At 58.2% G+C, this 12586-nt stretch carries 5 protein-coding genes, 2 tRNA genes and 3 rRNA genes; 8 read left to right on the forward strand and 2 right to left on the reverse strand.

Annotation, left to right across the window (positions count from 1 at the left end; genetic code table 11):
• Positions 1 to 718 precede the first annotated feature (718 nt).
• The 8 genes from NMB96_RS06635 (at position 719) to NMB96_RS06670 (ending at position 10004) form a co-directional block, all read left to right on the forward strand.
• Positions 719 to 2265, forward strand: a 16S ribosomal RNA gene (locus NMB96_RS06635).
• 94 nt (positions 2266 to 2359) lie between these two features.
• Positions 2360 to 2435: transfer RNA gene (locus NMB96_RS06640), tRNA-Ala, on the forward strand.
• 19 nt (positions 2436 to 2454) lie between these two features.
• Positions 2455 to 2531: transfer RNA gene (locus tag NMB96_RS06645), tRNA-Ile, on the forward strand.
• Between the two features lie 228 nt (positions 2532 to 2759).
• A 23S ribosomal RNA gene (locus NMB96_RS06650) occupies positions 2760 to 5643 on the forward strand.
• Between the two features lie 171 nt (positions 5644 to 5814).
• Positions 5815 to 5929, forward strand: a 5S ribosomal RNA gene (gene rrf, locus NMB96_RS06655).
• Together the 16S, 23S and 5S rRNA genes with 2 tRNA genes alongside form the textbook arrangement of a ribosomal RNA operon.
• 302 nt (positions 5930 to 6231) lie before the next feature.
• Positions 6232 to 7047 (forward strand): bifunctional DNA-formamidopyrimidine glycosylase/DNA-(apurinic or apyrimidinic site) lyase, encoded by an 816-nt coding sequence (gene mutM / locus NMB96_RS06660; RefSeq protein ID WP_043889566.1) that lies wholly within the window; start codon positions 6232 to 6234, stop codon positions 7045 to 7047.
• Positions 7048 to 7231: 184 nt separating this feature from the next.
• The gene (locus NMB96_RS06665; RefSeq protein ID WP_043889941.1) at positions 7232 to 8335 is read left to right on the forward strand and encodes a DUF4380 domain-containing protein; all 1104 of its coding nucleotides are present in this window, start codon (positions 7232 to 7234) and stop codon (positions 8333 to 8335) included.
• Between the two features lie 67 nt (positions 8336 to 8402).
• Entirely contained in the window at positions 8403 to 10004 is a 1602-nt protein-coding gene (locus NMB96_RS06670) for an OpgD/OpgG family glucan biosynthesis protein (protein WP_043889940.1), read from the forward strand.
• Positions 10005 to 10159: 155 nt separating this feature from the next.
• On the opposite strand, the gene NMB96_RS06675 is transcribed toward NMB96_RS06670, so the two are convergent.
• Both NMB96_RS06675 and NMB96_RS06680 read right to left on the reverse strand, forming a co-directional pair.
• Positions 10160 to 11404, reverse strand: a complete 1245-nt coding sequence (locus tag NMB96_RS06675; RefSeq protein ID WP_023905761.1) for a GAF domain-containing sensor histidine kinase — start codon at positions 11402 to 11404, stop codon at positions 10160 to 10162.
• A gap of 461 nt (positions 11405 to 11865) precedes the next feature.
• Positions 11866 to 12501: a thymidine kinase gene (locus tag NMB96_RS06680; RefSeq protein WP_006452668.1), complete on the reverse strand. Its 636-nt coding sequence runs from the start codon at positions 12499 to 12501 to the stop codon at positions 11866 to 11868.
• Between the last annotated feature and the right edge of the window lie 85 nt (positions 12502 to 12586).

Genomic DNA, 12586 nt, shown 5'->3' on the forward strand with positions numbered 1-12586 from the left:
CATGCCGATGATCGATACCCAAGCACTTTCCTATAGCTAGCCCTTTGTTCTACATGGAGTGGGCAGCGCCGCTTCAGGGTGAGTGGTCCGTCGAATCAGGCCTCGCGCATTGGCGCAATGACGGCCGTGTCATGTCAGTGTCAAAAAGTGCTTGCACTTCCGCCCAGTCTCGATAAACTGCGCGACCTCGCTCAGGACGGCGGCGCTTCTCGAAGCACCGCAACAACGAACGGGTTCGAAAACCCCCAGAAAATTGGGTGTTGACGAGGCAGGAAAGTCGGCTATGATGGGCGGCTCGCTACACGGAAAGACGCTACGGCGGATTGAGGTGCAGCGGCGGCAACTTCCTCTTCACGAGGGGTTGACGAAGATGAAAAGCCTGCTAATATGGCCGGCTCGCTTCGCAGAAAACCTTCGGGTCGAAACGAAGCAGCGTCAACCACCTCGGAAACAAGGTGTTGACGGCAAGAAAAAGTCCGCTATACTAGGCGGCTCGCTTCGACGGAAACGACGAAGCTGACGGGAACGGCGCTGAGGCCACTTCCCAATGTTCTTTGACAGTGTGCGCAGGTAATTTGTGCGGACGCCTGCAGGAAGGATGATTGTCCATCTTGCAGACGTTTAATCAAAAAGCAACATATTAATTGCTTTGCAAGCGATAAGTTGTCAGTGGTTGAACTTCTGCAGCTAAAGTAATTTGTCTTCGGACATGTAATTTTAAGTGAAGAGTTTGATCCTGGCTCAGAGTGAACGCTGGCGGCAGGCCTAACACATGCAAGTCGAACGGCAGCACAGTAAGAGCTTGCTCTTATGGGTGGCGAGTGGCGGACGGGTGAGGAATACATCGGAATCTACTCTTTCGTGGGGGATAACGTAGGGAAACTTACGCTAATACCGCATACGACCTACGGGTGAAAGCGGAGGACCTTCGGGCTTCGCGCGATTGAATGAGCCGATGTCGGATTAGCTAGTTGGCGGGGTAAAGGCCCACCAAGGCGACGATCCGTAGCTGGTCTGAGAGGATGATCAGCCACACTGGAACTGAGACACGGTCCAGACTCCTACGGGAGGCAGCAGTGGGGAATATTGGACAATGGGCGCAAGCCTGATCCAGCCATGCCGCGTGGGTGAAGAAGGCCTTCGGGTTGTAAAGCCCTTTTGTTGGGAAAGAAAAGCAGTCGGTTAATACCCGATTGTTCTGACGGTACCCAAAGAATAAGCACCGGCTAACTTCGTGCCAGCAGCCGCGGTAATACGAAGGGTGCAAGCGTTACTCGGAATTACTGGGCGTAAAGCGTGCGTAGGTGGTGGTTTAAGTCTGTTGTGAAAGCCCTGGGCTCAACCTGGGAATTGCAGTGGATACTGGGTCACTAGAGTGTGGTAGAGGGTAGCGGAATTCCCGGTGTAGCAGTGAAATGCGTAGAGATCGGGAGGAACATCCGTGGCGAAGGCGGCTACCTGGACCAACACTGACACTGAGGCACGAAAGCGTGGGGAGCAAACAGGATTAGATACCCTGGTAGTCCACGCCCTAAACGATGCGAACTGGATGTTGGGTGCAATTTGGCACGCAGTATCGAAGCTAACGCGTTAAGTTCGCCGCCTGGGGAGTACGGTCGCAAGACTGAAACTCAAAGGAATTGACGGGGGCCCGCACAAGCGGTGGAGTATGTGGTTTAATTCGATGCAACGCGAAGAACCTTACCTGGTCTTGACATCCACGGAACTTTCCAGAGATGGATTGGTGCCTTCGGGAACCGTGAGACAGGTGCTGCATGGCTGTCGTCAGCTCGTGTCGTGAGATGTTGGGTTAAGTCCCGCAACGAGCGCAACCCTTGTCCTTAGTTGCCAGCACGTAATGGTGGGAACTCTAAGGAGACCGCCGGTGACAAACCGGAGGAAGGTGGGGATGACGTCAAGTCATCATGGCCCTTACGACCAGGGCTACACACGTACTACAATGGTAGGGACAGAGGGCTGCAAACCCGCGAGGGTAAGCCAATCCCAGAAACCCTATCTCAGTCCGGATTGGAGTCTGCAACTCGACTCCATGAAGTCGGAATCGCTAGTAATCGCAGATCAGCATTGCTGCGGTGAATACGTTCCCGGGCCTTGTACACACCGCCCGTCACACCATGGGAGTTTGTTGCACCAGAAGCAGGTAGCTTAACCTTCGGGAGGGCGCTTGCCACGGTGTGGCCGATGACTGGGGTGAAGTCGTAACAAGGTAGCCGTATCGGAAGGTGCGGCTGGATCACCTCCTTTTGAGCATGACGTCATTCGTCCTGTCGGGCGTCCTCACAAATTACCTGCATTCAGAGATTCATACCGGCACAGGTCGGTATGCGAAGTCCCTTTTGGGGCCTTAGCTCAGCTGGGAGAGCACCTGCTTTGCAAGCAGGGGGTCGTCGGTTCGATCCCGACAGGCTCCACCATATTGAGTGAAAAGACTTCGGGTCTGTAGCTCAGGTGGTTAGAGCGCACCCCTGATAAGGGTGAGGTCGGTAGTTCGAGTCTACCCAGACCCACCACTCTGAATGTAGTGCACACTTAAGAATTTATATGGATCAGCGTTGAGGCTGAGACATGTTCTTTTATAACTTGTGACGTAGCGAGCGTTTGAGATATCTATCTAAACGTGTCGTTGAGGCTAAGGCGGGGACTTCGAGTCCCTAAATAATTGAGTCGTATGTTCGCGTTGGTGGCTTTGTACCCCACACAACACGTACATGTAGCTCCGAGGCAACTTGGGGTTATATGGTCAAGCGAATAAGCGCACACGGTGGATGCCTAGGCGGTCAGAGGCGATGAAGGACGTGGTAGCCTGCGAAAAGTGTCGGGGAGCTGGCAACAAGCTTTGATCCGGCAATATCCGAATGGGGAAACCCACTGCTTCGGCAGTATCCTGCAGTGAATTCATAGCTGCTGGAAGCGAACCCGGTGAACTGAAATATCTAAGTAACCGGAGGAAAAGAAATCAACCGAGATTCCCTAAGTAGTGACGAGCGAACGGGGAACAGCCCTTAAGCTGGAATGGCTTTAGAAAAACAATCTGGAAAGATTGGCCATAGAAGGTGATAGCCCTGTATTTAAAAGGGCCACTCCAGTGAAGACGAGTAGGGCGGGGCACGTGAAACCCTGTCTGAATATGGGGGGACCATCCTCCAAGGCTAAATACTCCTGACCGACCGATAGTGAACCAGTACCGTGAGGGAAAGGCGAAAAGAACCCCGGAGAGGGGAGTGAAATAGATCCTGAAACCGTGTGCGTACAAGCAGTAGGAGCTCGCAAGAGTGACTGCGTACCTTTTGTATAATGGGTCAGCGACTTACTGTTCGTGGCAAGCTTAACCGTATAGGGGAGGCGAAGGGAAACCGAGTCTGATAAGGGCGCATAGTCGCGGGCAGTAGACCCGAAACCGGGTGATCTAGTCATGGCCAGGGTGAAGGTGCCGTAACAGGTACTGGAGGCCCGAACCCACGTCTGTTGCAAAAGACGGGGATGAGCTGTGATTAGGAGTGAAAAGCTAATCGAACCCGGAGATAGCTGGTTCTCCTCGAAAGCTATTTAGGTAGCGCCTCGGACGAATACTACTGGGGGTAGAGCACTGTTATGGCTAGGGGGTCATCGCGACTTACCAAACCATTGCAAACTCCGAATACCAGTACGTACTATCCGGGAGACACACGGCGGGTGCTAACGTCCGTCGTGAAAAGGGAAACAACCCAGACCCACAGCTAAGGTCCCAAATTCACTGCTAAGTGGAAAACGATGTGGAAAGGCATAGACAGCCAGGAGGTTGGCTTAGAAGCAGCCACCCTTTAAAGAAAGCGTAATAGCTCACTGGTCGAGTCGGTCTGCGCGGAAGATTTAACGGGGCTAAGCAGTGAACCGAAGCTTGGGGTGCGTAAAACTTTTGGTTTTATGCGCGGTAGAGGAGCGTTCCGTAAGCCTGCGAAGGTGGATTGAGAAGTCCGCTGGAGGTATCGGAAGTGCGAATGCTGACATGAGTAACGATAATGCGGGTGAAAAGCCCGCACGCCGAAAGCCCAAGGTTTCCTTGCGCAACGTTAATCGACGCAGGGTTAGTCGGTCCCTAAGGCGAGGGCGAAAGCCGTAGTCGATGGGAAGCAGGTTAATATTCCTGCACCTCGCGTGAGTGCGATGGAGGGACGGAGAAGGTTAGGTGTACCGGGCGTTGGTTGTCCCGGGGAAAGGCGGTAGGTTTGGATCTTTGGCAAATCCGGGATCCTTTAAGACCGAGCACCGAGACGAGCCTTTATGGCAAAGTCACTGATACCACGCTTCCAGGAAAAGCTCCTAAGCTTCAGCTCACGAAGACCGTACCGTAAACCGACACAGGTGGGTAGGATGAGAATTCTCAGGCGCTTGAGAGAACTCGGGTGAAGGAACTAGGCAACATGGCACCGTAACTTCGGGAGAAGGTGCACCCTTTTTGGTGGCTCATGCGAGCTATAGCTGAAGAGGGTCGCAGAAACCAGGCCGCTGCGACTGTTTATCAAAAACACAGCACTCTGCAAACACGAAAGTGGACGTATAGGGTGTGACGCCTGCCCGGTGCTGGAAGGTTAATTGATGGGGTCAGCCGCAAGGCGAAGCTCTTGATCGAAGCCCCAGTAAACGGCGGCCGTAACTATAACGGTCCTAAGGTAGCGAAATTCCTTGTCGGGTAAGTTCCGACCTGCACGAATGGCGTAACGACAGCGGCGCTGTCTCCACCCGAGACTCAGTGAAATTGAAATCGCTGTGAAGATGCAGCGTTCCCGTGGCAAGACGGAAAGACCCCGTGAACCTTTACTATAGCTTTACACTGAACGTTGAGTTCGTCTGTGTAGGATAGGTGGGAGGCTATGAAACTGTGGCGCTAGCTGCAGTGGAGCCATCCTTGAAATACCACCCTGTCGTGCTTGACGTTCTAACCTAGATCCGTTATCCGGATCAGGGACCGTGTATGGTGGGTAGTTTGACTGGGGCGGTCTCCTCCTAAAGAGTAACGGAGGAGCACGAAGGTACGCTCAGCGCGGTCGGACATCGCGCACTGTGTGCAAAGGCATAAGCGTGCTTGACTGCAAGATCGACGGATCAAGCAGGTACGAAAGTAGGTCTTAGTGATCCGGTGGTTCTGTATGGAAGGGCCATCGCTCAACGGATAAAAGGTACTCCGGGGATAACAGGCTGATACCGCCCAAGAGTTCATATCGACGGCGGTGTTTGGCACCTCGATGTCGGCTCATCACATCCTGGGGCTGTAGTCGGTCCCAAGGGTATGGCTGTTCGCCATTTAAAGTGGTACGCGAGCTGGGTTCAGAACGTCGTGAGACAGTTCGGTCCCTATCTGCCATGGGCGTTGGAAGTTTGAGAGGGGCTGCTCCTAGTACGAGAGGACCGGAGTGGACGAACCTCTGGTGTTCCGGTTGTCACGCCAGTGGCATTGCCGGGTAGCTATGTTCGGAAGCGATAACCGCTGAAAGCATCTAAGCGGGAAGCGCGCCTCAAGATGAGACTTCCCGGGGCACAAGCCCCCTAAAGGAACCATATAGACTATGTGGTTGATAGGTCAGGTGTGTAAGTACAGCAATGTATTGAGCTAACTGATACTAATGATCCGTGCGGCTTGACCATATAACCTCAAGTTGCCTTGGTCCCAACGAACGTTGGTAGATCCGCAAACGCAAGCTACGTCACAAGTTAACTATGCGAGACGAGCGCCGTAGGTGCTTCCACACGCAAACGCCTGCACATCCTTGTGCACACGTTTGAGGAAGCTCCGACTGGCGACACTCCAACCGTCTCCCTGGTGAAATTAGCGCTGTGGAACCACCCGATCCCATCCCGAACTCGGAAGTGAAACGCAGCTGCGCCGATGGTAGTGTGGCTCAAGCCATGCGAGAGTAGGTCATCGCCAGGGGCTTTACCCGAAACCCTCAGTCCAACAGGACTGGGGGTTTCTTCTTGCGCGGAATTCGGCGCGATACTCCGAGGCCGAGGCCGGGAACCGAAAATTGACAAGAAGGCGCTGGGAAAATCTGCAAATGTCGCTCTGATCCCAGCTGCGTTTGAACACCCGCGAAGCGGGTCTGGACGAAAACCGCGTCAAGCACACTGACGTCCAAGCGTGGATCTGGCTAACACGAGATTTGGGTTTATCTAGCTCCGCCACCATATCCATCACGTCGGCAACATCGCCGGCCTCGCCTATTGGATATCTGCATGCCTGAGCTTCCCGAAGTCGAAACCACCTTGCGCGGCCTGGCCCCGCATCTGGTTGACCAACGGATTCACGGCGTCATCCTGCGACGACCGGATCTGCGCTGGCCCATTCCCGAGCAGATCGAGCAGCTGCTTCCTGGCGCCACCATTACCAACGTACGACGTCGCGCCAAGTATCTGTTGATCGATACCGATGCTGGCGGCAGTGCGCTGCTGCATCTTGGAATGTCCGGAAGTCTGCGCGTGTTGCCTGGCGATACATTGCCGCGTGCGCACGATCATGTGGATATCAGTTTGGAAAATGGACGCGTTCTGCGCTTCAACGATCCGCGCCGATTCGGCTGCCTGCTGTGGCAATCCGATACGCAGGTGCACGAATTGCTTGCTGCACTTGGTCCCGAACCATTATCGGATGCATTTACTGGCGATTATCTGCATGCACTGGCGCGTGGCCGTCGGGCCGCGGTGAAAACCTTTCTGATGGATCAAGCAGTCGTCGTCGGCGTGGGGAATATTTACGCTGCCGAAAGCCTGCATCGCGCGGGAATCAGCCCCTTGCGAGAGGCTGGAAAAGTATCTTTGGACCGCTACCGGCGCTTGGCTACAGCAGTCAAAGACATTCTGGGATATGCGATCCAGCGGGGAGGTACGACGTTGCGTGATTTCATTAGCCCGGACGGTGCGCCTGGTTACTTCGAGCAGGAACTCACGGTGTATGGGCGTGAGGGTGAGGCCTGCAAGCAATGTGGACGTGTGTTGAAACACGCCACCATCGGACAACGCGCGACGGTGTGGTGCGGGAGTTGCCAACGTTGATAGCTGGCTAGGTCACACGCGCTGATCGAAACAACAGTATCCAGTTCTGGATCAGCGACGGCATCTGGCGAGCAGCCCTGAGGTAAATGCGACGGGCGCGCTCAGAACCGCAGTCACCGATGGCTCGCTGGTGCGTCGCTATGCATCGCGCCACAATCGTTGCGTCCTGCGATTGGAGTTGTTCATGCCTGCCTTATTGCGTCGCTTCGTGCCGCTCATTGCTGTTGGTGCATTTATGTTGCAGCCTGCAGCAAGTGTGTGTGCCGAGGAGCTTGCGTCCAGCCCCAAGGCCGCAATCGAGCGCATCCAGTTGCAAAACGAGGTTATCGAGCTCAGTGCCACGCCTGCGCTCGGTGGGCGAGTGCTGTCCTTCAATTTGCGTGGACACCCCAACGTGTTGAAGACGGGCATCGCCGTAGACCAGCAACCTACGCCGGAGGTCTCTGCCATTGCAGGCGATATCCCATATCTGGGCCACGATGTCTGGGTAGGGCCGCAGAGTCAGTGGTGGCTGCATCAACAGGTCAACCCCGCACGTAAAGCCGCAGCTGCAGTGTGGCCGCCGGATCCGTATCTGTCGTTGGCAACCACACGCACGGTTACACGCAGTGGCGATCAACTGATCCTGGAAGGCGTACCCAGTCCGGTCACCGGTGTGCAACTACGCAAGCGTGTTGCGCTCTCATCCACACGTGCCGATACCGTGGAGATGGAGGCCACTGCACGCAATATCCGCAAACAGCCTATCGCTTGGGATCTGTGGTTCAACACGCGGGTTGCAGCCAGTACGCGTGTCTTCGTTCCGGTAGCCAACGGGGCTGATATCCGCGTTCAACCGCCGACGGAGGCTGGCACGACTGCGCCGACGTATCGCCATCACGAGGGCATTTTCGTGCTGAGTGCCGATACACGGCAGGACGGGCTGAACCAGCGCGGCAAGCTGTTGCTGCAGCCTTCGGCTGGCTGGATGGCGGGTTTTGCAGGTGGTCAGGTGCTGTTGATCCGCTTCCCGCATCAGCCACTGGCGGCGATTCACCCTGAACAAGGGCAGGTGGAGTTGTATCTGGATGCGCCACCACAGCATCCCGAGCAAGGACTGCTGGAAATGGAGGTGCATGCGCCGTATCGGCAGCTTGCACCCGGTGCTCAGATGCAGGCGCAGGAGCAGTGGACCTTGCTGCGTTATAGCGGCCCTGACGAACAGCAGGCACAGCGACAGTTCCTGTGCAGCAAGGCGAAAGAGCTGGGGCTGAGAAATGCGTGCGCGTCTTCGTCAGCGGCGCCCTGAGCGTCGCATTCACGTGCACGCCGGGCTGTGGCTATGATGTCGCCATTCCCTGATCAGATCGATGCGCATGCAACGACGCCACTTCCTGAAAAATGCCGCTGCCGCTTTGGCCGCGCTCGGTTTGCCGGCGTTGCCGCAATGGGCGTTGGCGGCCAAGGCGGTAGGACTGCGTCGGTTGGGGCAGCCGCAGCCGTTCGACTATGCCTGGCTGAAGGGTCAGGCGCGTGCGCTGGCCAAGGCGGCGTACAAGAGCCACAAGCAGGTGTTGCCGGGACCGTTGGAGGCGCTGAACTGGGATCAGTACCAGTCGATCCGCTACCGTCAGGACCACGCGTTGTGGGCCGATGGCAATGGCAAGTTTCAGGCGAAGTTCTTCCACCTGGGGCTGTACTTCCATACCCCGGTGCACATCTACGACATCGTCGATGGCAAGGCGCAGCAGCTGGCCTATGACCCGGCTGCGTTCGATTACGGCAGCAGCGGGCTGGGCGGCAAGCAGTTGCCTAAAGACCTGGGGTTTGCAGGATTTCGTCTGAACACGCGCAAGGACACCGACCGCGATTTTTCGGCGTTCCTGGGGGCGAGTTATTTCCGTGCGGTCGGCAAGGAAGGCCAGTACGGACAGTCGGCGCGCGGGCTGGCGATCGATACCGGAACGGGCGGGCCGGAAGAGTTTCCGGACTTCATCGCCTATTACCTGGAGCAGCCGGCTGATGATTCGGACACTGTGGTGGTGTACGGGTTGTTGGACTCGCCTAGCGTTGCCGGTGCGTATCGGTTTGCCATCACCAATGGCGAGGTGCTGGTGATGGACATCGACAGCGCGCTGTATCCGCGCAAGGCCATCGAGCGGCTCGGCATCGGCCCGTGCACCAGCATGTACCAGGTGGGCGAAAACGACAGCCGGATGGATTGGGACTGGCGCCCGGAGATCCACGACACCGACGGGTTGGCGATGTGGACCGGCGGCGGGGAATGGATCTGGCGGCCGTTGTGCAACCCGCCGCAGCTGCGCTTCAACATGTTTGTGGACGAGAACCCGCGCGGGTTCGGGCTGCTGCAGCGCGATCGCAATTTCGACCATTACCAGGACGACGGCGTGTTCTACGAGAAGCGCCCGTGTCTGTGGGTCGAGCCAAAGAGCGGTTGGGGCAAGGGCTCGGTGCAACTGGTCGAGATTCCGACCGTGGACGAGACCTTCGACAACATCGTGGCGTTCTGGAATCCGCAGGCCAAGCCTCAGCCGGGGCAGGAACTGCTGATGGGATATCGCCTGTATTGGGGCGCGCACCCGCCGGCCAGCTCGCCGCTGGCGCATTGCGTGGCCACGCGCACCGGCCTGGGCGGCATCGTTGGGCAGAAGCGCAGCCATTTTTCCTGGCGGTTTGCGGTGGACTTCGCGGGGGGCGAGCTGGCTGCGCTGGTCAAGGATTCCAAGACCAAGGTCGAGGCGATCATCCAGGTGTCGCGCGGAACCACCGAGATCGTATCGGCGCGTCCGCTGCATGAACTCAAAGGCTATCGAGCGATGTTCGATCTGGTGCCGCCAGATGACAGCACCCAGCAGATCGATATCCGTCTGTTCCTGCGCGCCAACGGCAAGCCGCTGACCGAAACCTGGCTGTACCAATGGACGCCGCCGCCGGCGAGCGAGCGCAAGATTTACTAGGGCGCAGGCACGTCGCGCAGCCATGCTGCGCGACCGATAAGTGGCACCATGGTCAGTGACTTACGAACAGCGTGATGCCAGACCGCCGAATTGGAATATCGACCGCGGCCGCGTGACAGCCGCGCAGTTATTGATGCACCGCCGACGCGCCCGGCTCAGGCCGACGTCGCGCTGTTGACCAGTTGCATGCGTGCACGCGGGCGCACGCAAGCCAGCTCTACACGGAAACAGGTGCCATCCTTGCCGCTGGTGATGCGCAGTTCGCCTTGATGGGCCTGGGCGATCTGGGCGGCCATATGCAGACCCAGATCGACTTCCGGCAATGCCCGTCCGGGGGTGTGTACATGGGTGGAGGCTTGCAGCACATCGAGCCGGCGCGGATCGATGCCGTCCAGATTGCAGACTTCGATGCGCAGGCGACCGTTCTCGGTCACTGCAACCGCCTTGATCAGCGAACTTTGCTGACCCTGCACCACCGCGTTGATCATCAGGCTGCCGAACATCTGCGCCAGGCGCACGGCATCGCCATGTACCGGTTCGTCGATGGCCACATGCGTGGACAGCACCTGGTTGGGGTACGCGGCGCGGGTTTCGTCGACCACTTGCGAGAGCGCGTCGAGCATGTCGCTGCCGTTGCCGTAGTCCAGCTGCAGCCAGTCGCGTTCGATACCACGCGCGAAATCGCTGGCGAAGTCGATCAGCTCTTCCATGCGCCGCAGGCTGCGCTGCATCGAGCGTAGCGAGGCGCCCTGACGCTGGTTGAGCGGGTCGATGAATAGCGCGTCTACCACGGCGTGCATCGATTGCAGCGGGTTGCGCAGGTCGTGCCCAAGGATGCCGATGAACTCTTCGCGCAGGCGCGCCGATGCGCCGATGCGCCCCAGTTCGCTGCGTGCCCGCAGTGATTCCTGTGCGCTCTCTTCGGCACGCTGCTCGGCCTGGATCTGCGCGGCCAGCAGTTGCGCCAGCAGCTCGACCTTTTCCACCAACGGCGCATCCATGACACGCGGCAGCGGGTCCAGCGCGCACAAGGTGCCGAACACGCTGCCGTCGTCGAACTTGATCGGCACCGACACATAGCTTTCGAAGCCATAGAGCCGCGGCGTGGGGTGGTCGCGGAAGACCGGGTGCTCGGAGGCATGGCCGAACCACAACGCGTTGCCCTGGGTGCGCACGCTGTCGCAGAAGGTGGTGACCAGGGGCAGCTCGTCACCAGGCGTCAGACCGAAGGACAGGTCGTCGCGCACCTGGCAGGTCACCCAGCGCGTATCGGTCACGCGCGCGACGGCGGCGAACCCCATGCCGGTCAGACGAGTAAGGATGGTCAGTACATCGGGGACCGACGATAGCCGGCCAACACGCGCGATATCTGCACGTAATTCGGGAGGAAGCGGACCCATATATTGCCTCCCGACAAATGGATGGTCGCAAGCTTACAGGACTGTGGTTGAGCTTGGTTGCATGTAGATCGCTGCAACGCTGGGCAAACGATACGCTGGTTGATGGGGCGCAGATATACAGCGGCGATTGAATGCCTGCCTGGGTTTAGCGTCGCATCACAAGCGCATAGCGAGCCAGATGATTAACGGCGGTTCGGCTGAATTCTTCAGTGAGTCATCACTGCGCGTTGCCCGCTGACAGCGGGGAAATATTGGGGCGTAGTGACACCGGCTCATCACTCATGGAGGCTACCGTCGAAGCGTTGGCCAATGGTCAGTCGGTAGACGATGGCTCCGGTGTTGCAATGCCACCGTCGTCGTCCGATTTGTCGATGACAGCCCACAGAGGATCGGCATCGCCCGCTGTAGGAGCGGTATGCCAGCACCGCGCTGCGCCGCTGGCAGCATGATGCGGTGGAGCGTTACGCCCCCGCAGGCGGCAACGGCAGTGCAATCTGCAGCGGGTCGATGCGGCCTTCGCCACGCATGATCTTCTTGAACTCGGCACGGCTGACTGACACGTAGCGCTCGTTGCCGCCGATCTCCACCTGCGGGCCGTCCTGCACCGCATGCCCTTGCGCGTCCACGCGCACGGTCATGGTGGCCTTGCTGCCGCTGTGGCAGATGGTCTTGATCTCGTCCAGCTCGTCGGCCCAGGCCAGCAGGAACTGGCTTCCCTCGAACAACTCGCCGCGGAAGTCGGTGCGCAGGCCGTAACAGAGCACCGGCACGCGCAGGCGGTCGACCACCTCGCTCAACTGCCAGACCTGCGCACGGTTGAGAAACTGCGCTTCATCGACCAGGACGCAATGCAGCGCACCCTCGGCCTGGATGTCGCGCTCGATGAGCTGCTGCAACTCGGTATCGCGATCGAAGGTGCGCCCGTCGGCGCGCAGGCCGATCCGCGAGGCCACCACGCCGCTGCCGGCGCGGTGATCGAGCTTGGGCGTGAGGATCAACGTGCGCATGCCGCGTTCGCGGTAGTTGTGCGCGGACTGCAGCAAGGTGGTGGTCTTGCCGGCATTCATTGCCGAATAGTAGAAATAGAGCTTGGCCATCGGTGGATTTTACCGGGCCGCGCGGCATGCGGTAACGGCTGGGCAGCATGAACCGGCACCGCCGGCTCGCCCGACGCGGCGCCGG

This window comes from Xanthomonas hortorum, assembly GCF_024339125.1.
Classification (GTDB): Bacteria; Pseudomonadota; Gammaproteobacteria; order Xanthomonadales; family Xanthomonadaceae; genus Xanthomonas; species Xanthomonas hortorum.